20 protein-coding genes are annotated in these 21,081 nt (G+C 62.0%); 9 read left to right on the top strand and 11 right to left on the bottom strand.

Features of this window, described 5'->3' with window-relative positions; all coding sequences use genetic code 11:
- The 5 genes from VMJ11_RS13355 to VMJ11_RS13335 form a co-directional block, all read right to left on the bottom strand.
- Positions 1-828 (bottom strand): type VI secretion system baseplate subunit TssF (locus VMJ11_RS13355; protein ID WP_325619879.1); only part of this gene is annotated, 828 nt, incomplete at its 3' end.
- 389 nt (positions 829-1,217) lie between these two features.
- Complete coding sequence (locus VMJ11_RS13350) at positions 1,218-2,783, bottom strand: purine-cytosine permease family protein (RefSeq protein WP_325619876.1); 1,566 nt, start codon at positions 2,781-2,783, stop codon at positions 1,218-1,220.
- Between the two features lie 156 nt (positions 2,784-2,939).
- Positions 2,940-3,869: a LysR family transcriptional regulator gene (locus VMJ11_RS13345; RefSeq protein WP_325619875.1), complete on the bottom strand. Its 930-nt coding sequence runs from the start codon at positions 3,867-3,869 to the stop codon at positions 2,940-2,942.
- Positions 3,870-3,912: 43 nt separating this feature from the next.
- Complete coding sequence (locus VMJ11_RS13340) at positions 3,913-5,349, bottom strand: FAD-dependent oxidoreductase (protein WP_325619874.1); 1,437 nt, start codon at positions 5,347-5,349, stop codon at positions 3,913-3,915.
- 65 nt (positions 5,350-5,414) lie between these two features.
- Positions 5,415-5,759 carry a cupin domain-containing protein gene (locus tag VMJ11_RS13335; RefSeq protein ID WP_325619873.1) on the bottom strand — a complete coding sequence of 115 codons (345 nt, stop codon included), beginning with the start codon at positions 5,757-5,759 and terminating at the stop codon, positions 5,415-5,417.
- Between the two features lie 206 nt (positions 5,760-5,965).
- Between VMJ11_RS13335 and VMJ11_RS13330 the strand changes: the two genes are divergently transcribed.
- The 3 genes from VMJ11_RS13330 (at position 5,966) to VMJ11_RS13320 (ending at position 9,392) form a co-directional block, all read left to right on the top strand.
- Positions 5,966-6,796: a helix-turn-helix transcriptional regulator gene (locus VMJ11_RS13330; protein WP_325619872.1), complete on the top strand. Its 831-nt coding sequence runs from the start codon at positions 5,966-5,968 to the stop codon at positions 6,794-6,796.
- A 140-nt stretch (positions 6,797-6,936) separates the two neighbouring features.
- A complete protein-coding gene (gene speB, locus VMJ11_RS13325; RefSeq protein WP_325619871.1) occupies positions 6,937-7,887 on the top strand; it encodes an agmatinase in 951 nt (316 codons plus the stop codon).
- 17 nt (positions 7,888-7,904) lie between these two features.
- Positions 7,905-9,392, top strand: coding sequence for an aldehyde dehydrogenase family protein (locus tag VMJ11_RS13320; RefSeq protein ID WP_414694384.1), 1,488 nt, complete (start codon positions 7,905-7,907; stop codon positions 9,390-9,392).
- A gap of 154 nt (positions 9,393-9,546) precedes the next feature.
- On the opposite strand, the gene VMJ11_RS13315 is transcribed toward VMJ11_RS13320, so the two are convergent.
- The gene (locus VMJ11_RS13315) at positions 9,547-9,783 is read right to left on the bottom strand and encodes a hypothetical protein (protein ID WP_325619870.1); all 237 of its coding nucleotides are present in this window, start codon (positions 9,781-9,783) and stop codon (positions 9,547-9,549) included.
- A 575-nt stretch (positions 9,784-10,358) separates the two neighbouring features.
- On the opposite strand from VMJ11_RS13315, the gene VMJ11_RS13310 reads away from it, so the two are divergent.
- From VMJ11_RS13310 to VMJ11_RS13285, 6 genes are all read left to right on the top strand, one after another.
- Positions 10,359-10,613, top strand: a complete 255-nt coding sequence (locus VMJ11_RS13310; RefSeq protein ID WP_325619869.1) for a CsbD family protein — start codon at positions 10,359-10,361, stop codon at positions 10,611-10,613.
- A gap of 36 nt (positions 10,614-10,649) precedes the next feature.
- On the top strand, positions 10,650-11,024 hold the full coding sequence (locus VMJ11_RS13305) for a phage holin family protein (protein ID WP_325619868.1): 375 nt from the start codon (positions 10,650-10,652) through the stop codon (positions 11,022-11,024).
- Positions 11,021-11,335: a hypothetical protein gene (locus VMJ11_RS13300; protein ID WP_325619867.1), complete on the top strand. Its 315-nt coding sequence runs from the start codon at positions 11,021-11,023 to the stop codon at positions 11,333-11,335. Before VMJ11_RS13305 ends, VMJ11_RS13300 begins: the two co-directional genes overlap by 4 nt.
- 274 nt (positions 11,336-11,609) lie before the next feature.
- Positions 11,610-12,179 carry a hypothetical protein gene (locus VMJ11_RS13295; protein WP_325619877.1) on the top strand — a complete coding sequence of 190 codons (570 nt, stop codon included), beginning with the start codon at positions 11,610-11,612 and terminating at the stop codon, positions 12,177-12,179.
- Between the two features lie 347 nt (positions 12,180-12,526).
- Complete coding sequence (locus VMJ11_RS13290) at positions 12,527-12,952, top strand: CopG family transcriptional regulator (protein WP_325619866.1); 426 nt, start codon at positions 12,527-12,529, stop codon at positions 12,950-12,952.
- Positions 12,953-12,983: 31 nt separating this feature from the next.
- Positions 12,984-14,054 carry a PHB depolymerase family esterase gene (locus tag VMJ11_RS13285; RefSeq protein ID WP_325619865.1) on the top strand — a complete coding sequence of 357 codons (1,071 nt, stop codon included), beginning with the start codon at positions 12,984-12,986 and terminating at the stop codon, positions 14,052-14,054.
- A 106-nt stretch (positions 14,055-14,160) separates the two neighbouring features.
- On the opposite strand, the gene VMJ11_RS13280 is transcribed toward VMJ11_RS13285, so the two are convergent.
- The 5 genes from VMJ11_RS13280 to VMJ11_RS13260 all read right to left on the bottom strand — a co-directional run bounded on the left by VMJ11_RS13280 (position 14,161) and on the right by VMJ11_RS13260 (position 20,701).
- The gene (locus tag VMJ11_RS13280; RefSeq protein ID WP_325619864.1) at positions 14,161-15,033 is read right to left on the bottom strand and encodes a manganese catalase family protein; all 873 of its coding nucleotides are present in this window, start codon (positions 15,031-15,033) and stop codon (positions 14,161-14,163) included.
- 996 nt (positions 15,034-16,029) lie between these two features.
- On the bottom strand, positions 16,030-17,871 hold the full coding sequence (locus tag VMJ11_RS13275; RefSeq protein WP_325619863.1) for an ABC transporter ATP-binding protein: 1,842 nt from the start codon (positions 17,869-17,871) through the stop codon (positions 16,030-16,032).
- Positions 17,872-18,911: 1,040 nt separating this feature from the next.
- Entirely contained in the window at positions 18,912-19,484 is a 573-nt protein-coding gene (locus VMJ11_RS13270) for a phasin family protein (protein ID WP_325619862.1), read from the bottom strand.
- A gap of 68 nt (positions 19,485-19,552) precedes the next feature.
- Positions 19,553-20,047, bottom strand: coding sequence for a ferritin-like domain-containing protein (locus tag VMJ11_RS13265; RefSeq protein ID WP_325619861.1), 495 nt, complete (start codon positions 20,045-20,047; stop codon positions 19,553-19,555).
- 405 nt (positions 20,048-20,452) lie between these two features.
- On the bottom strand, positions 20,453-20,701 hold the full coding sequence (locus VMJ11_RS13260; RefSeq protein ID WP_325619860.1) for a hypothetical protein: 249 nt from the start codon (positions 20,699-20,701) through the stop codon (positions 20,453-20,455).
- Positions 20,702-21,081 lie beyond the last annotated feature (380 nt).

The raw sequence follows: 21,081 nt of genomic DNA, 5'->3' as shown, positions 1-21,081 counted from the left end.
GAACCAGAACCTGGGTTCATAGGCGAAAAACTCCTGTACCAGGTTGTGGCCGTGAAACTTGCGTGGCACGGCAGGCAGCAGGCTCTGCTCCGGGGCGAGTCCTTCATGGACCACGGCATCCTCCGTCACCACGTGAAAGGGGCGCGTTGCAAACTGGCCGGGAGTGCCCGTGACGGTTGCGATGCCGCCTGCGTGAACGAGTTCAAAGAGGTGCGAGGCCGTGCGCCCGTCTCCGGCCAGATAAACCGGCAGCCGGTCCAGCCCCCGCAGTGCCGATACCGCCACGCCGTTGGTCGTGCGCAGCCGCAAGCGCAGGGCACTCTTTACCTGCATGCCGGGCGAGAGGAAACGGTCGAGTCCGGGCATGTCGGGCGGAATGCCGGTCCAGCGCGCCAGGATGATCTCCAGCGGCCAGAGCGTCACGTCCTGGCTGCTGCGAAACTCGCAGCGGGTGTCCTCGCCCACGGGCGTCTTCGCGGTGAACGGTGTCCCGCGCGGAACCACAAAACCCTCACCGCCGTGACCGCTGCCGTGGCCGGGATGGAGGCAGCCCATCGCCATTGCCGGAGTGGGCGAAACGTAGTTCGGATAGACGGTCTGCAGCAGCGGCTGCATGAGACGCGGAAACTCGTCGTCGATGCGCATCTGCGAGCGCGCGTTCACGAAGGCGGATGCCTGCAACAGCCGCCCCACATAGGGGTCGCCGATCTCTCCGGCCTGCATGGCGAGCCGCCGCGCGATCTTCGGGTGAGCGGCGGCGAATTCCAGTGCCAGGGCCCGGAGGTAGTTCAGTTCGGCGCTGTAGTAGTCAAGCAGTCGCGGGTCGATGCGGGGCCGATACGATTGAATCAGGTCCTTCACTTTGTTCGCTCACGAAGGCTTGAGAGGCATTCGCGCGAACCTCACCCGGCTTATCCAGTGCAATCCTGCGTTGCGCGCGCAACTATTCGCGCTGAGTTTTACCAGTTGAAGGGAGCGGATACAATTTTTGAGATGCCAATTTGACAATAATTCAAAGATTTTGCGACCAGAGAGTCGCCAAACCCGAACGGTCGCTATGGAGAACCTTCGCTTGCGTTTTCACCGCAGCAAGGAAAAGTCGGCGCCGGCCCGGGGAGGGGCTGCGCTGGCACACCGACGTGAAAACAAGAAAATTCCAAACCGCCAGCACACGCGGCATCACCTCAGGCGAGGCGAGGCGATCCGCACTCACATGCTTACTCGGCGTACTCCGGCTCGCGTTGCAACTCGCGCACGGCAGTCGCACTGCGCTCCTCGCGCATACGCGGGGCATGAACCGACACGACGGCGTGCACGCGCGAGCCGCGCACGAAGCGGCGCCCTTCGCGACCATACACGGCTTCCGGTTCGGGGAACATCATTAACAGTGCGACGTAGATCGCACCACCCACCAGCAGCGAAACCGGGACGCTCAAATCGAGCCCACCAGCCAGCGTGCCGAGCGGACCAACGAACTGCCCTGGCAAGTTCACGAACGAGAGGCCGAGGAGCGCGGCGGGCAGCCACGCACCCATCGCGCGCAGGTTCCAGCCGCGTGTAAACCAATAGTGACCACCACGGCCGCCGCGATTGAAGATCTGGAGGTCGTCGGCAAGATAGTGGCCGCGACGCGTGACGAAGCCGATCACCATGATCGCCATCCATGGACAGCTGAACGTGCAGATCAGCGTGGAGAAAGTGGACACGCTTTCCACGAGATTGAACGCGAAGCGCCCGACGAAGATGAAGGCGATGGCGAGCGTGCCGATCAGCATGGTCGCGCGCACGCGGTTGAGCAGCTTCGGGAACATGCTCGACATGTCGAGGCCCGTGCCGTAGAGCGCCGTCGTGCCCGTCGACATGCCGCCGATGATGGCAATCAGGCAAGTGGGCAGCAGGAACCATTGCGGCGACACGGCCAGCAGACCACCCACGTAATCGTTTGACGCGATATAGCTCGGCGCCTTCGTCGCGATGATGGTGGCCGTGACGAGACCGAAAAAGAACGGCACGAAGGTGGCGATCTGCGCGGCGAACACAGCACCCATCACACGGTAGCGCGGCGTGTGCTGCGGGATATAGCGCGCCCAGTCGCCGAGCGTCGAGGCGAACGACACCGGATTGCTCAACGCGACGAGCACGGCGCTCACGAAGGCCACCCAGAACCCGACGCCCCCCATATGCAGCGTGCCGGCGTAGCCGGGATCGAACGCGCCCGCGAACGCGAAGGCGCCCACCACGAACATGAGGCTCGCGGCCCACACGGCAATCTTGTTCACCCAAAGCATGAAACGGAAGCCGTAGATGCAAACCACCACCACGAGCACCGCGAACACAAGGTAAGCGAAGCCGAGCGTCCAGGCGTTGACGGGCACGCCAACCATGTCGTGCGCGCCGCCCACGAGCGCATCGCCCGAACTCCACACGGCGAGCGAGAAGAATGCGATCGACGTGAGCAGCGCAAGGAACGAGCCCACGATGCGCCCGTGAATGCCGAAATGCGCGCCCGACGACACTGGGTCGCTCGTACCGTTGCGCGGGCCGAACAGGCTCATGGGCGCGAGAATGCAGGTGCCGGCGAGCACGCCGATCACGATCGACCACAGCCCCGCCTTGAACGAGAGGCCGACCAGAACAGGGAAGCTGCCTAGCACCGAGGTCGAGAAGGTATTGCAGCCGCCGAACAGCAGCCGGAAGAGGTCGATGGGACGCGCGTAGCGCGATGCATCGGGAATGCGTTCGAAACCGAAGGTCTCGATCTGGGTAATGCCGTTTTCACTCATTGTCTCACTCCATCCTGCGCCGCTCCGGTCGAGGCAACAACCGGTCAACGCTCTATTAACGTCTCGTCCGCAGTCTAACCGATCGCAATCTGCGAATTATTATGGATTCCTGATATTTACATCATGCGAGGCCAATGCATGGCGCGCACTGCTTCTTCAATCGGCAAGCGTTTCCGCCGCCGTGGCATGCAATCCATATACATTGAGCAGATCGTCGCAGAACGCGCGCACGATGGGCTTTTCGGCCGCGCTGTGCTTGACCGCCAGATGCATCGGCACGTCGAAGCCGAACGTGGTGCGCCCAAGCGCCCGGATGAGGCCACGCTGCTCGAACGGTTCGGCATGGTGCGCCGGCAGATAGCCGACATGGCTGCCCGAGAGGATCAGGACCGTGGCGGCGTCGATGCTGTCGGCGATCGCCGTCACCTGCCGGTCGCCGATACCCGCCAGTTCCTCGGGAATCGGATAGCTGCGCCAAACCCAGTCGTGTTCGCGTAGATCGTCGGTAACGACATGTGGCGCCGCGTGGAAAAGCGGATGCCCGCGCCCGCAGCAAAGCACCTGCCGCTCGCTGAAAAGCTCGGTGTAGTCGAGACCGGCCACGCGGTGCCAGAAGTAGCCGATCGCAATGTCGAGCTGGTTGTTGACGAGGCTTTCTTCGAGCTCCCGCGGCGCGGCCACTTTCATCGTGAAACGCACGGCCTGATCGCGCTTGCGAAACGCACCTATCGCTTCCGCGAGACGCGCGTTCTCCACATGCGAAGCCTGCCCGATCAGGCCGATGCCGAGCGTGCCAACGAGCTTGCGGTCGATATCGCGCACGCGCGCGACGAACTCGGACGTGGCCGCAATCAGCGCGCGCGCCGATGGGACAAAGCGCTCGCCCTTCGAAGTCAGGCGAAAGCCACCGCGCCCGCGCTCGCAGAGCTTGAAGCCGACACGGGCCTCCAGCGCCGAGAGCTGCGTGCTGATGGTGGACTGCCGCACGCCTAGCGTCGCTTCGGCCGCTGTGATGCCGCGCGCGTCCACGACAGCGAGAAACACGCGGATGAGCCGCAGGTCGAGATCTGAGGTATTGGAAAACATGGTGCTTCGCTTTGATTGCTTCGGAGTGCTTGCTGGTGGACACTCACATCGGAAAGCCCATTGCCTTGATACCCTTGATCCACGCGCGCTTCCAGCCGCCTTCGGCGTCGGCGCCGTCGAATGCATGGAACGTGACTTTCGCGGCGAGCCAGCGCACCGGCTCCGGCGGGATATACGTGGGGCGAAGGTTGGCGATGTCGAGCGCACGCTCGGGGCTCTCGCGGTCGAACAGGATGTTCAGGCCCATATACGCGCCGAAGCGGCTCGCGGCCACGCCAAAGCCCGTGTAGCCCGCTACGAAAACGGCCTTGTCGTTCAGATAACGCCTCGCGAACACAGAGCCGCGCGAGCAGTAGTCGATCGGGCCGCCCCACGCATGCGAGAAGCGCACGTCGCAAAGCTGCGGAAACGTGCGGTAGAACGCCTGAGCGAGTCGGTGATAGGTCTCGGCCTTCTGGTCCTGCGGCGGATTCGGATCGCCGTCGAAGTGATAGCTCACGAGGCCGCCGAAGATAATGTTGTTGTTCTTCGTGAGGCGGAAATAGTTGAGCTGCGTGCGCGTATCGTAAATGCCCTGTCGGTTCTTCCAGCCGATGCGCGCAAGTTGCTCCCCGGTGAGCGGCTCCGTGGCCAGCACGTGGTCGCGTACCTGAAGCACACGGCGATTGATATCGGGAATGCCGACCTTGGCTGTGCCGCTGCCGAACAGCACGCGCGGCGCGCGCACGCTGCCTTCGGGCGTTTTCACATACACGGTCCGGCCTTCGTCGGTGACCGAGACAAGCGGCGAATGCTCATACAATTGCACGCCCAGCGAAAGCGCTGCGCGTTTGAGCCCCCATGCGAGCTTGGCCGGATGCACGATGCCGCTGCGATTGCGTGACCACAGCGCGCCTGCGAACAGCGGCGAATCGAGCTGTTCGCGCGTGGCTTCGCCGTCGAGCAGAACGACGTCATGCCCGTAGCGCTTGTGAAGCTCGTAGTCGCCGCGTAAATGCGCGACATGCTCCGGATCGACTGCCACGGTCATTTCGCCGTTCCATTCGATGTCGGCGTCGATGCCGTAGCGCTTGAGCGTTTCCTCGAACCCGTCGAGATTGCGGTGGCCGAATTCCTCGAGCTGCGCGATGTCGTTCGGAAACACGCGCACCGCATTGGGCAGGCCGTGCATCACCGAAGTCGAGATGATGCCGCCCGCACGGCCCGATGCGCCATGCGCGACCTTTCCCGCCTCGATCAGCACGACGTTCAGATGCGGCATCTGCTCCTTGGCCTGCATGGCTGCCCAGAGCCCCGTGAAGCCGCCGCCGACGATCAGCAGATCCGCCTCCACGTGAGCGGTGAGCTTAGGCTCGGTCGGCGGCTCGGCAGGATTGTCGAGCCAGTACGGGAAGAACCGCGTGCGCGAAAGCGCCTCTTGCACGCTGAGCGCAACGCGCGGGCGCGATTCAATTTCAAGTTCTGCAGGAATACTCATCATTGGCTTCAGCGCGTTGAACGGGAGAAACGGAGCCGCCCCGCGTGGGAGGCGGCTCGTGGCTCGCTTTAGGCCTGTTCGAGCACGACGTAGAACTTCTTCGCGTCCTCGAGGGTTTCCCAGCGGCCGGCGAAGCCAGCAGGCAGCAGATAGCCCTGGCCCGCCGCGAATTCCTTGCGGCCGCCGTTCGCATCGGTCAAGGCGATCTTGCCTTCGACGAGCCACACCGCCTCGTCGGCGGTCGTGGCCGGGAAGTCCACGGCTCCGACCTTGCCTTCCCACCAGCCGATCAAGTAGTTGTTGTTCTTGCCCTCGGTGGCGCGCCAGTCGCTTTCCTCCATGCCGAATTCCAGCTTGGTGAATTCGCCGATGCCTGCGCCGAGCGGCACGATGTCCTGAATCAGTTTGCTCATTTGCGTCGCTTCCAGTTGGTTGGTTGAGTGACGCCAACGTTACCGGCTGACGGGGCCGGGGTATGCCCCCCCTCAGGGGGGGCAAGCTGCGTATTCCGGTCGCTTTGCCGTAGCTTTGCGGTGGCTTTGCCGCCCTTGCTGCCCGCTTTTTTTGGCCATCAGGGCCCGTCGGCTATAATCGAACGGCTTTCACGAAGGGGCGCGCCATGCTGCTCAACGTACCCCCGCTCAACCGCGATCAATCCGACTTTCCGCTCTCGTTCAAGACCCTCGGCAACGTGATCGAGGCCGTCGGCACGCCCGATTTCGTGCCGCGCCTCACGCTATTGCTCAACGAGGTCGTACCCGTCAACGTCGTGCATATCGAACGTTCGCGCGTCGACAGCGCGATGCCCACGGGCTTTCGCTGCGAATGGATTGGCAGTGGCGGGGTCGGAATGGATTTCGGCACGATCTCCGACGTGATGACGCTCTACTACGATCGCTTCTACGAAAGCGATCCGCTTTTCGCCCGCATTCGCGGCAAGATCGGCACGATGCTCGTGGTGCGCGATATCGGCGCGATCCCGCCGGGCGAGTTCCGCCAGCGGCTCTTCGACGAGGCGCGCATCGCCCATGAATGCGTGCTCGCGCGCGGGACGCGCCACGCCCAGCACTCCATCGCACTTGAACGCGGGTTGCGCGAGCCGCCGTTTTCGCTCGTCGAAATGAACCGCTTTCGCAGCGTGAGTGAGTTTCTGTTTCCGCTGCTCGAACTTCACGCCTCCACGAGCGCGGCGCGGCTCATCGCCCACGCGGCGCCGTTCATGCATCCGCTCGCGCAGTTCGATGCGCGCATCGCGGCAGACGGCGTGCGCCTCTCCAAACGCGAGTACGAAACCTGCGCGCACCTCATCACGGGCAAGACCGTGCCCGAAGCCGCGCAAATTCTCGGCGTGCGCGTGGCCACCGCCGAGTCGTACGTGAAGCGCGCCTTCGCGAAGCTGGGTGTGCGCACGAAGCGCGAGTTGATCGCGTGGGGGCACGCAGCGGTTTGACTGCGCGCCGGCTACCCGCTCAATGACGCCGATACATCGATCATCATCGATGTAAACATCTCAACTTCAATATTTGGCCGCGCGGGATCTCCCCTACCATCGCCCGATCGATTTGACTCTAACGATCGGAGACTCGCCAGATGGAGCGCCAGTTCAACCAGCCGCTGGGCGGCAACGAGATGCCGCGATTCGGCGGCATCGCCACGATGATGCGCCTGCCGCATGCCGACACCGCCGAAGGGCTCGATGTCTGCTTCGTGGGCGTGCCGCTCGACCTCGGCACATCCAACCGTTCCGGCGCGCGTTTCGGGCCGCGCCAGATCCGCTCGGAATCGGTGTTGCTGCGGCCTTACAACATGGCCACGCGCGCAGCACCGTTCGATTCACTGCAAGTGGCCGATATCGGTGATGTCGCAACGAATCCGTACGACCTGAAGGACTCGATTCGCCTCATCGAGTCCGCGTACGATCGTATCGTCGCGAATGGCTGCCGCCCGATCACGCTCGGCGGCGACCACACCATCGCCTGGCCCATCCTGCGCGCGCTGCACAAGAAGTACGGCAAGGTTGCCGTCGTGCACATCGATGCCCATGCCGACGTGAACGACACCATGTTCGGCGAAAAGATCGCACACGGCACGCCGTTTCGCCGCGCGGTCGAAGACGGCCTCCTGCAATGCGACAAGGTCACGCAAATCGGCCTGCGCGGCACCGGCTATCACGCAGAAGATTTCGACTGGTGCCGCAAGCAGGGCTTCACGGTCGTGCAGGCCGAGGCCTGCTGGAACCGCTCGCTTGCACCGCTGATGGACGAAGTACGCGCTCGCGTGGGCGACACGCCCGTGTACCTGAGCTTCGACATCGACGGTCTCGACCCCGCCTTCGCACCCGGCACCGGCACGCCCGAGGTGGGCGGGCTCACCGTGCAGCAGGGCCTCGAAATCGTGCGCGGCATGAAGGGGCTCAACGTGGTGGGCGCCGATCTCGTCGAGGTCTCGCCGCCGTACGACCAGGCCGGCACGACGGCGCTCGTAGGCGCGAATCTCGCCTTCGAAATGCTCTGCATCATGCCGGGCGTGGCTTACCGCTAACGCGCGAGGAGAAAACCATGGCTACGAATTCCGAACGCAAGGTGGACGATCAGGCCTTCGTGCTCCCCGCTGCGATGATTGCGGGCACAACCTTCAACGTACCGGCCGATAGCGAGGTCTGCACGGCCATCTGCAGTGCCGCCACAGGCGAAACGATCGGCTGGCAGGAGCACGCCACGCCCGAGCAGGTGGATCGCGCCGTGCACGCTGCTCACGATGCGCTCATCGCGTGGCGCCACACGACGCCCGCCGCGCGCGGCAAGCTGCTGCGCAAGATCGCCGAGTTGCTGGAGGCGGACCGCGCCCGCCTGAGCGCGATGCAAATGCGGGTGAGCGGCAAGCCGCCGTTCGAAGCGGAACTCGACGTGAGCGACGCGGCCGCGACCTTCAACTATTACGCGAGCCTGTGCGAAGACGCATCGCTATTCGCCGCCGAGTCTGTCGCGGTGCCCGACGACGCGTTGCTGGCCGAGCGTGTGCACGAGCCCGTGGGCGTCGCGGCGTTGATCGTGCCATGGAATTTCCCGATGGTCACGACGGCATGGAAGCTCGCCCCGGCGCTCGCGGCAGGCTGCACGGTGGTGATCAAGCCGTCGGAACTCACCTCGCCCATCGAGCACATGCTGGCCGGGATCGTCAGCGAAGCCGGCGTGCCCGACGGCGTCGTGAATGTCGTCAACGGGGGCGCCGAAGTGGGCGCGTGGCTGACGACTCACCCGCTCGTCGACAAGATCTCGTTTACGGGCAGCACGGCGTCTGGCCGCAAGGTCATGCAGGCCGCCGCACAGGACATGAAGCGTGTCACGCTCGAACTGGGCGGCAAGTCCGCACTGATCGTGCGCGAAGATGCCGATATCGCGCACGCGGTCACGCTCGCCACAGGCGGTGCGTTTGCGAATGCCGGGCAGATGTGCTCGGCAACGTCCCGCATTCTCGTGCACGACAACGTGTACCGCAAGTTCATGGCCGCATTCGAAGCGGCGGTGCGATCCCTCATAGTCGCGCCGCCGCATGGCGCCGATGCGGCGATGGGTCCGCTCATCAGCGCCGCGCAACGCGCGCGAGTGGCGGCACTCGTCGCGCAGGGCGTGGAAGAAGGTGCGCAGATTGCGTTCGCCGGCGAGCTCGACCCCGCTTGCGAGGATGGCTTCTTCATGGCGCCGCTCATCATTGCGGAACCCGCCGTGGACAACGTGCTGTGGACCGATGAAGTCTTTGGTCCGGTGGCTTGCGTGAAGTCATTCCGTTCGGATGACGAAGCAATCTCGCTCGCCAACGATACGCGCTATGGGCTCGTCGCCACCGTCGTGACAAACGACGAAAATGCCGCGCGGCGTTACAAGGCGCAACTCCGCGCCGGACTCGTTTGGCTCAACACACCCCAACTGATCTTTCCCCAAGTCTGCTGGGGCGGATTCGGCTTGAGCGGCATCGGCCGCGAGCTTGGCGTTGCGGGCTTGCGCAGCTATCAGGAATTGCGACACACGGTCGGCCTGCGCGCGTAATCACCGCGTCATGGCCGCACGACGAGGGCACGCCACGTTCGAGGTCGAATGAACGTGAGACGATGAAGCGGGCCCATGCATGCGAGCTCGCAGCATGGGCTGCCGGGATGGACGCCAGTGCGATCCCCCTCGACGAGATCGCCTTCAGGCCGGCCTAGTGCGGCATGGTGGCGGCGAACGCTTCCGGCGACCCGTTCAAGGCGTCGTAGAGCTCGGCCATCGGCACGTCGCCAATTTCGCTGCGCAGATAAGCGGTGAACGCGCGATCGTAAAGCGTACGGCCGGCCTCGGTTTCCATCGTCATGTCGAAACCGTCGAGAACCAGTCCGGCTATCTCGTCGGCCTCGATCAGGATGTGTTCAGCTTTCTTTCGTTCCACGGTGGGCTCCACGACTGCATATGCGTGGAATTTTAGGGGAAGCGGCGAAGAAATGCCGCTAAAAAAAACGGGAGAGAGGCGGATAAAACGTCCTGGAAGCTGCTGCGAGAGAAAACATCATAGGTGGGGTGCTCATCGTGGCCGCTCAGGCCCGTCCCGCAAGGGATCTCCCGATGTGACGCTGCCCGCCCCCCGAGATCCAGCCCCAAAAGACGGCGGAACCCGTTGGAAAGCTTCGGGGGAAATGCTCGCCGACTGCTTCTATCCATTCCCGTCGTGTTGCCGTGCTCGCTTTCATGATTCTCGCGTGCCGCTGCGCCCAGCGTATCAACTGCACGGCGCCTGGACTTCTGCATGCCGCATCACGCGCGCAGGCTAACCCCAAGCCGAAACGCCGTGTAATTCCTGCTCGACATGCTTGCCTGGGGGCGGCGCGATAGTGTGCTCTGCCCATCTCGAGCTTCGGTCCCCGCATCTTTCTGCCCGTTTCGCCTGTCCGGCACGCTTATGACGCTCGGTGGCACATCAATTGCTGTTAGCGAATCACACCCACTACATGGCGCAGGTGCGCGCCGAAGGAGAACACCATGGCGACGAAAGCAGAGGGGATTGTCGATGAGGCGACGGGTAAATTGAAGGACGCCGCGGGGGCCCTGCTGGACGATCCCGCGATGCGAATCTCGGGCAAGGCGAAGGCGCTGTGCGGAGAATCGCAACAGTTGATGGCCGACGCGGCCGTCGTCGCGCGCGAAGCGATTTCCGACAACCCCTTGCTCGCGCTCGGCGCGGCGGCGGGCATTGGCTTCGTCCTGGGTGCGCTCTGGGCATGGGGACGCGACTGAGCGTCCGCGACGCAAGGGGTAACGCAGGAGACCGCGATGTCGATTCAATCGAAGCTCGACCGCTGGCGCAACGTATCGCACTTCGCGCTTCTGCGCGTCGGCGAATATGGCGAACTGCTTTCAGTCGAACTCGCCGAAACGCGTGCCCGCTTGACGCGCGAATTGATCGCGCTGGTCGCCCTCGCCGTCAGCGGGCTTTTCACCCTCTCGTTCTTTTGCATCGCGCTGATCGCCTCCGCCTGGAACAGCCGATATTTCCTCTCGGTTGTATGGGCAATCGCGATCGCCTGGCTCGCCCTGTCGGTCACCGCCTGGCTCTCGTATCGTGCCCAGCGACCTGTGCAGTCGTTCGGCATATTGAAACGCGAGCTTCGGGACGACCTCGAAACGCTCAAGGAGGCGCTCAAATGAACGGCCGAAGCGAACTGCGCCGTCTGCGGCAAGCCGCCATCATCGATCATATGGCGCTCACGCGCGCCCAGCTGCTCGCCGCGAATCTTGAACTACGCGACACGCGGTCGCGGGAAAAGTCGACGTCTGATAACGCACTGACATTTTCCAACGTCGGCCACGCATTGCTGGATGCGCCCACCGTCACGTTGCTCGCTTCGATCGCGCTCGGCTCGCTAATCGTCGGACCGAAGCGCATCGTGCCCGTTGTCGTGCGTGCAGGCTTGACGGGGTGGATTGCACGTAACGTGCGGGGTTTCATCGGACGTTGAGCGCGCACGGGCATGCATGCGCAGCCGACCTTTTGCGCTCGGCGTTGTAACTATTGCTGCCGCCGGCCTCTTTTCAAAAAAGAAGCGGATTCTGCCTGATCGACCTTCACTACACGTAGTCCTCGCCAGCTAACGGCTAGTTGACCAGATCCTGTGTTCCTCTGAGGTCCATGACCGCGCCGCCGCGTCGCTGGGAACGCCCGATGCGATTCCGCGCATCGAATACGACCCCTCGTGTTCAATATTCTGGATTTCTAACCATATAGGCTCGACCATCAAATTCCTCACCACCCAAAGCGGATTACCTCGTGTCTCGTGGGCCGCGGTGATCGCGGGGATCATCCTCTCGCTCATCACGTACCTCATCCTCAGCGTGCCAGGCACTGCCATTGGCATGTCCGCACTTGCACCGCTTGCGCGCCCGAATCCACTACAGGGATTCGCGTTCAGTTCGGGGGCGTACCTGATCGTGATGACGGTCATCGCCGTTTTTGTCGGCTCGTGGTTTGCAGGCCGCTGCGCTCCCGTGCCCGGATGGCTCCACGGTCTTCTTGCGTGGGCAGTCATGGTCCTTCTGCTGGTGTACGGCGCGGCCTCTCTGCTCGGCGGTACAGTAAGCGGCGCAGCAACTATGGCGGCCGATGCCGCCGCGCGCGACGTGGCGCGCGCGGCGTGGTTCTCATTTGCGGCGCTGCTGGTCGGCGCAATCATTTCCATCGTTTCCGGACATGCGGGCTTTCGTCATCAGCCACCGTTCGAGGAAGGCACCGGCCCTTCCGCCGAGGATATTGCGCTGCGCCGCGATGCCACTCGAGAGGCGCTTCCGGGCCGCACCTTCCCCTGAGTCACGTGGCAGTGTGATCAAGGCGGGACCCCTTACGCAGCAGAGAATGTCAGGCCGGTTTGACGGGCGCAACAAGTCCGAACAGAGCCGGCCACGATAGATCGCCCCGATCGCCCGTCAAAGCGCCGCCGGCAAGGACGCCCGCGCCCGCCCACACCAGCGCAATCCTCTGCGCTCCAGCCAGTCCCTGCACGCGCCTCCCGCGAGGATTGCAGCAGGAAACCACCGCTGTTGCCGCCCCTCTCGTTCATGACGATCGCGCGACCCACTCACGCCCTCAATTTTCATGTTGCTGTGCAGCGAATAGAAGCCTATAACCATCCATACGGATGGTCAGGGGATGGACAGTGAAAAAGACAGCACCGCATGCTCTTCCCCGTTCCAAAGGCGGCGAATCGGAAAAGATCACGATCAATCTTGGCCCCGTCGACCTGGGGCAAATCGATCTGCTGGTCGAAGAAGGTTTTTATTCAAACCGAACGGATCTCATTCGAACGGCGATCCGAAATCAACTCGCGGTGCACGCAACGACCATGCGGGAAACCATCGAGCGCCGCGCGCTCGTGCTCGGGATGCGGCATTTTTCCCGTGAGGACCTCGAGGCCATACGCGCCGCGCACGAGCACCTCAACATTCAGGTATTGGGGTTGGCGAGCATAGCCGATGACGTTTCCCCCGAACTCGCGCTCGCGACAATCGAAAGTGTCGTGGTGCTCGGGGCGTTCCACGCCTCTGCCGCCGTCAAGGCTGCACTCGCCAAACGGATCCGCTAACCAGACGGACCAGTTAATCACCGGACAAGTCATGAAACCGAACGAAGGCTTTTTGAATTCGATGCACGAAGCGATGATGCTATTGCGTACGCGCGGTCCCACCGAGGCAACCGAAGTCATACAGCGTGCGCTGCGCGGCAATCAGGGCCGCCCCACGCCCTATGGTGGAGAGGCGGAGGCACACACCCTTGCACCTACTGCGAAAAGGACGGCGCAGTCTCCCACGCCACTCAGGTCCAAGGTAAGTCTCGATGCGGAGGACCGCAGCCATTTCGATACACTCACCTACTCGAATGCCGCCGGTCGTCGTCAATATCGGCTCTACGTGCCGGCAACGGCCACTGGCGAACCGATGCCCCTGATCGTCATGCTGCACGGCTGCACGCAGAGCGCCGACGATTTTGCGGCCGGTACGCAGATGAACAGCCTTGCCGAGCAGAACCGCTGCCTCGTTGCCTATCCGACGCAGCCGCAACAGGCCAATCCCTCGAAATGCTGGAACTGGTTCAAGCCCGGCGACCAGCGGCGCGAGTGCGGCGAGCCCTCGCTGATCGCCGGCATCACACGCGAAATCATCGCGAGACACCCTGTCGACCCTGCGCGCGTCTACATCGCTGGCATGTCCGCTGGAGGTGCGATGGCTGCACTCATGATCGATCAGTATCCCGAACTGTATGCAGCGGCTGGCATTCACTCCGGTCTGCCGGCCCGATGCGCGCACGACTTGCCCTCTGCACTCGCGGCAATGAAAGGCGGCAACGCGTCGCGCACCTCCAGTTCGGAGTCGCCTCAGCGGCCTGTCATCGTCTTTCATGGTGACGCCGATGGGACTGTCGATGTGGGAAATGCCGCGCGAATCGTACAAGGATTCGGGAGGCCGACGCAACGCTCCCGTGAAACGCGCGGCCCCGGCAGTGGACTGCGCGACTGGACTGTGACGCGTCTGGTTTCCGGCGAAGGCGTAGAAGCTGAGTTATGGACCGTACACGGCGCCCCCCACGCGTGGGCAGGCGGTGACACACGAGGCAGCTACACGGATCCCAACGGTCCAAACGCGAGCGCTGAAATGCTGCGCTTCTTTCTTGACCATCCAAACCGCTAGCCAGACACCGTTCACGCCGTAAGCAGACTTGCTCAAATGAGCTGGACTCGTCCGAAGGGACAAGCTGCAACCGGCGAATTCGACAGCTGCAGCCTGGTAGCCTGGCTTACTCCGAGTGTCCTGCGCCGAGGTCGGCGCCTGTGGTCGGATCGGAGCCTACGTCGGACGCAGTCCGCGACGCCATTGCCTGAAGCACCTTCACGTCCTTCTTCGAGACATTGACCGTGGCAAGTCCATCGCCCCCGTCGACGGCCGGCTCTGGCGATTCAACGAATTCCCATTCGGGCCCCTCATTCCACGGCCCGCGTGGCGCCTCCTCCCCTTGGGACATGTTGTAATAAACGCTCGTGAACTCGGGCACACCGGGGAGTTTCCCCTGCGGGAAATTTGGCTGGATCGAATGCAGCGCTTTTTCGAAGGACTTCTGATGAGCAATCTCGCGCGTCATCAGGAAACCCAATGTTTCCTTGATGCCCGGATCGTCAGTGACATTCATCAGCCGTTCATAGACGATTTTGGCGCGTGCCTCGGCTGCGATGTTCGAGCGCAGATCGGCAGTGGGTTCCCCTATCGTATCGACGTACGAGGCGCACCACGGAACGCCGGCCGAATTCGTGAGCGCGGGTCCACCCCCATAGAGCAGCGCGGTGATATGGGAGTCATTTCCGCCCCCGGTCATCGAGCGGTACAGTTCGGCTTCCGCTTCCACCGCCTCGGCAAGCTGTCCCTTCGCACTCTTGTTGAGCATCGCGACGATCGACCCGACTATTTCAAGGTGGCTCAATTCTTCGGTCGCAATGTCAAAAAGCATATCCTTCCGCCCGGGATCGTCCTCGCCGATGGCCTGCGTGAAATAACGGCATGCGGCGCCCAGTTCTCCCTGGGGACCACCAAATTGTTCGAGCAGCAGGTTGGCCAGCCCAGGATTGGGCGCGGCGACGCGAACGGTGTATTGCAGCCGCTTGTTATGGATAAACATGGCACTTCTCCGGGTAGCTGGCGCGAATCGATCCTTCGTGACGGCGGTCACGTACACGCAACCCTCACGCGCCACGGAAAAGCCTTCACGCCATAGATTAAACCGGACGGTGATGAGCACATCGGGCGCGTTGCGCGCCAGACCCACCCCACCCGGTTCTGAGGGCACATCGTTACCGCGGCGCGAAGGGCGGGATTGCCCCTGCGTGGCATAGATGGCTCCATGTCCTCCGCATTCGGTGTGCCTGTGCCGGCCTGGCGATTTTCTGACTCCCCCCCAATAGGAGGCGCTCCCAATTCGCGCGACTGGCTAAAGAGTGATCGTGACGTGGCAAGTGCGCGAATGGCGGCAGCGCTCCCTCGCGCCGACGTATCCACCCCTTTAAGTATGCGGATCGCCGCCGCCTTCGAGATCGCAGTCCGCGTCCGTTGGTCCGCGGAGGAGGTCGATTGCGGCCTGCCCCGCTACTTCAGCAATGAGGCATGCCCATCGGCGAGTGTACGGTCCATGGCGTAGCAGAACGGGCCTTCCGGGTTCTCCAATCACGCCAAGATTGGGTCCACCTTTTATCTGAAAAGTCACCTCGTACAGGTCCTTGGCGGACGGAATCAGTTCGATGTGGATTTCAAACCCGCGATATGTGATGTCTTGGTGCATAGACCGCTCAGTTGCATGAATGGATAGATGCGGCGCGTGCCTGAAGCGGACAACCACCGGCTCTCATCGCAGAATCTCGGCTGGTAGTACGTCACGCTGACAACCCATCACGACGTCGCTCGCGAAACTTTTAGTCCTCAAACGCCTGCTGCGCGACAACCAGTGGTGTCGAACAATGACTCTCGTAACGGCGCGCATCCTGCGTACCCGCGACCGCACGGCGCCCAGGAACGGGCCACGAAGCGAGTACCACGCGCTTCGTAGCGATCGATTCCGCCGACCAGCTGAGCTGGTTTCGCGCGAGTACATGCGTAGAGATAGCGTCCGAAACTCAATCCATCACCGTCCCATCTCTGCCGATGCATCGGGCTGGCGTTCGCTCCTTAGCAGCACATCGCGATAGATGCCGGGGCGCCCAGCCAGTTCGAGCGGCGCCCCCTCATCGACCAGCCGACCGTGCTGCATGACCACAATGCGGTCGAAATTCCGGAGAGTCGAAAGCCGGTGCGCGATGGCCACGACAGTGCGCCCCTTCATCAGCGCTTCCAGGCCCACCTGAACGAGTGCCTCCGATTCGCTATCGAGCGCGGACGTGGCTTCGTCAAGCAACAGTATCGGCGCATTCTTGAGAAACGCGCGAGCGATCGCGATGCGCTGTCGTTGTCCACCCGAGAGGCGCGAGCCCCGTTCGCCCACGATCGTTTGCAAGCCCTCCGGCAGGCAATGAACGACATCAAGACAGTTTGCGAGCTCGCACGCGCGCAGGACGTCGTCTTGCGTCGCGTCCGGGCGACCGTAACGGAGGTTGTCGAACAGCGAGCGGTTAAAGAGCGATATTTCCTGAGGTACCACGCCAATAGCCTCGTGCAGGCTGGCCAGGTTCACATCGCACAAGCGCTGCCCCGAAATGCAGACCGCCCCAGATCCGCGCGGTGGATCGAAGAAGCGTTGCAACAGCGCGAGCACTGTGCTCTTGCCGGCTCCTGAAGGTCCAACGAGACCGACGTGCTGGCCGGCGTCGATATGCACACTGAAATGGTCAAGAACCGGCCTGCGGCCTGGGTACGCAAAAGTGACGTTCTCGAAATCGATGTTTGCGTCACGGAGCTCAAGTGCCCGCATGCCGGCCGGCTGGTCCATCTCCCGAATCACGAGTAACGCGTTCGCGGCATCGGCAAGCCGCGCCACATGCTGGGTCATGTCCACCAGCGCACCTGCGAGATCACGGGCGCCATGAAGAATGGCGAACCCTAGCGAGCTTACCAGAACGACGTCTCCCGTCGTGGCCTGCCCGCGCGCCCATAACCCGATCACCCATGCGAGCAACCCAGCTGAAAGCAGCAGCGTTACGACCGAATGCAGCAGGCGTAGCTTCTCCAGATATCGCAGGCTGATTTGACGCGACATCATTTCTTCGTCGAGGATCGAGGCAAAGCGCACGCTCTCATACTGCACCCCGACGAACATTTTCACCGTAGACATGTTGCCGATCACATCGACGAGTTCGCCGTCGACTGAGGCAGCGAGCGACGCGAACTGCCGATGCCTTACGCTGCCCTTACTTGCGCGCCAGAACAGGAACCCCGCCATGCTGCCCGAAACGAGCACGAGCGCCATCGCCATCCAGAGGCTGATGCAACCCAGGATCGCGATTGCGCCCATCATCGTCAGAAACGACGGTAGCGCGTTCCATGCAACGGTGTTCTCGGTCGTATAGATCGCGTTTGCCGTGGCGGAAATGCGGCTCGCCAGCATCCCCGGCTGGATGTTGGAAAAATAGGCAGGCGAGTGTCCCGCCACGTAGCCGAACAATTGGCGCCGTACGTCGCCCGTCACAGCAACGAACGTTCGCACACTCAACCAGCCGCCGAGCCGCCAAAGGAGGCAGTCAGCCATGAGCAAGCCGACGATGACCAGGAACGCGTCAACGACGATTCGGGGATGCGCGCGGCCGCCGGCCAGGGCATCGACAAGATTCCTCAGTGCATACTGTGATGCGAGCGCACACCCAACGGCCGCAACGATGGCCAGCAATATGAGCGCGTGAGCGAGGAGGTGTCCGGCGACATATTGCCAAAGCAACATCAACGGTCTGCCAGCGTAGCCTGCCAGGATCGCCGCCTTTCGCCCGCGCACGCGCGACGCAGCGCGACCTCGGGTCGAGGCTCCGGCGTCTTTCATCAGGGCTACTCCGGCTCATTGTGATCGAGGGGGGATCTGCGTGTCTGCGGCCAGGGACCCGACTTTCGTTGCCGCGCAGGTACTCGCTCCCGTGTGGGCGCAAGTCCTATTCCCGGCGCTTCCTTGGCGTGAGTTCGCCCCTGCCCCACTTGCGGATGTCCACGCCGCGATCTATAGTCGTCGACACCCTCCCCGAATCGTTGATCGCTCTTTGCATCACAGCCAGGGGCAGCAGGCCCCAATCGAGTCATACACATTCGCGCTCCATATCAGTTGAGCGCCGTGATATGAGCCCAAAAGATGTCGATGGTCCGGCGAATATTGTGCTCTTTGGTGTTAATCGTCGTGGCCGCACAATGATCAGCTTCCGTGCAGCGCGCGTGTGCTCAGCAAGATGCGCATTTTCTGCCCGAACGAGTTGCACCGCCACCATTCGCCGCCAGGTATGGGCGTTGCGCTAACAAGGCGTGGAGAAGCCCATTCAGAAGATACGCTCGACGAGTGGCATCCGCATCAAATCGTCGCCCCACAACCCCGTACGGCGCTCTCGCGGCGCACGGGGCCATGTAGTTCGTTCCTGCAGGAAGAGGTCGAAATGAAAAATCCGTGGATGAAGAAGAACCCGTTCCTAAGCATGTGGCTGAGCGGAGCGAATTCCCTCGCCGGTTCCGCGAGAGGACACGCAGCGGCGGCAGCCAAGCGCGGGACGGTAGCATTTTGGACCGCTGCCCTGCGTCCGCCTAAAGTCAACAGGCGAAAGAGCAGACGCTAATACGCAACACTTTCGTCGGCATCGCCGGCACATCCACGCAAGCGCTTTGTACTGCGCCGGCTCCGGATCGCGCAAAAGGTAATCCGGACTCGTTTGATGACAGAAGCTTGTCTGTCCACGGCGCAGTGGTAATGCGGGAAAGCGTCGAGCGCAGGATTCCTGCGCGAAAATAAAAAGGGCGAGCCGCATCGCGAAACGGGCCCGCAAGATAAACCCGCGCGCGGCGGGCCTATCTGGATACAAACTCAGATCGGCAACGATCCGTCGCTTAGCGCTTGATACTGGATTTTGCGGGCTGGGTCAGCGCCGCTTCACTTGCTGCCTGGAAATCGCCGGCCGCCCTGGTTGCCTGCGAAACGCCTTCCGATGACGCGTTCTCTACTGCTTCTTTGGTGGGGGAATCAAACGACTCCTGCGCCAGGTTTCCTCCACTATTCTCGAGCGTTTCCGCCATCCTGATCGACGCCGTGCTCGCGTTGCCTATTGCCTCCGTGAGAATCGCGTTCATCTGGCCGCCCCGAATTTCGCACTGGCGCTGGACCTCCCGCGCGACTTCGGCGCCAGTCGAAAGAATGATTGTGTGCAAATGGCGATTGTAAGAAGCCGCCTTTGCGGGAAACTGGTTCAGCATGCTGGATTGCCATGACGGAAGGTTTTCGGCGTTGTCGAAAACTTCCTCCTTGGGAAAATTATCGCATTCCTCAATGATCGTCCTGATCGTCTGAGTGTTGAGATCCATCAGTTCCTGAAGTCCATTCATGTACTTTCCGGCAAGATTGACGAAGGACTGGTAGTTTGACTTGTTGAGATCTGCAATCTGCTGTGGCGTATAGAAAAACATTTATCACTCTCCGTGGGGGGAAAATGCCGCCCTTTCTCTGCTAGATCTGGGGCGACGACACCGACTCGTTACTTGCCCATCGATTCTGCTGCCACCTTCTCCTCCGCCAACTGTGACAGTGCTTCGTCCGTTGCCGTTTCTTCCTTCAATGTTTCGGCCAGCAACTTCGCCGCCGCCCCTTCCTCCAGCTGTTTGCCCATTGCGATCAGCGAACCATAAGAGGCGATTTCATAGTGTTCGACCTTTTGGGCCGAGGCAATAAGCGCGGTGTCGAGCACCGGTCCTTTCTCGATCTCGTCGATGACTTCCTGACCCTCCTCGACAAGGCCTTCCATCGCGACGCATTTGACGCGCTTGAGCTTGATTCCACTCATTTCGACAATTCGGTCGATCCGTTGAATCTGCCCCTGCGTCTCTTCGAGGTGTTTCTCGAATGCGGCCCGCAGATCCGGGTTAGTGGATGCGCGTGCCATTTTTGGCAGAGACTTTGTCATCTGTTTTTCAGCGCTATAGATATCCGACAGCGAGTGAATGAATAAATCCCGTAGGGTCTTCGTGGGCATGACTATTCCTTTAGTGCGTTTCGAAACCGCATCCAAAATGGGGGCGGGGTGATGCTTGCGATGCATGAGGTGTGTCTGGACTAGCGCTCGATCCTGGCGGCGCCGCGGCCGGAGGCAAGTTCAACGGCCTGTAGCTGGCCCTTTCTCTGTGACGAAGGAGTACGGGCGCATCATCGCGTCCGGGCTTTCGTGACAAAAGGCGAACCCATAGCACAATGACTACGCCAACGATAGCCGTGTAAACGGCTGATGCGGGCGTGCCGCGAGATGAAACAGTTTCCTTGCATGGAAATATCACGTCTCGTGTAGAGGCTACGGGTATAAAGAACCAACATTCCCGAAAGCCGGCATTCGATGAGGCCGGTGCGACCACGTTTCTCACGGTCGCACACGGTTTTCCTCTATTTACTGCTTCCCTTGATGTGCGGGCTCGTCAGGCTGAGCCTCAGCGGGCGAGAGCTCGCCAGGGACGTCTTCATCGGGATCAATCTCGGGACCCGCGTCGGGATCGGCGCCTTCATCAGTGTCTTCGATCCGCGTCGCACCGCCGGTCGCCGGCGCATCGCTTGCGGGAAAGGTCTGCTCGACGGTGTCGTCGATGGCGTCGTCCGATTTTTCATCGGGCGCGCGTTGCTCAACAGGTTGGTTCGCCATGGTTTGCTCCTCGCAGGTTTGTGGCATCCACGTAAGCGCAAACGCCGTGCCGCAGAAGTGGCATCTTCGCTGTCACCCAAAAACGCTTTGCAACGGAGGTGAACTCGAACCCGACCGGTCCCCACGGTGCAGACTGGAATCCCGTATCGCGAGTGCCACTTGCGCAATCCCCCCCCGAATGCAAACGTCCCTTTGCATTGCCCGGCCAGGTGAGCTGAATGCGATCGTTGCAACAGCAACGATTTAGCTTCATGGCAGGGAAGGCATTCCGGCCCGTCAGATCTAGTTCCGGCTAATGCAGCTTACGTTTTGCAGACTGCGCGATCTGATCGCATCCACGATGGCATGCCTGCAAACCCCGAAAGCAACCTCAAACGCAT

Origin of the sequence: Paraburkholderia sp., from assembly GCF_035501035.1 — a bacterium.
In the GTDB taxonomy this organism is placed as follows: Bacteria; Pseudomonadota; Gammaproteobacteria; order Burkholderiales; family Burkholderiaceae; genus Paraburkholderia.
Note: the sequence above shows the minus strand (reverse complement) of the source record. Positions and strands in the feature narration are given on the sequence as shown.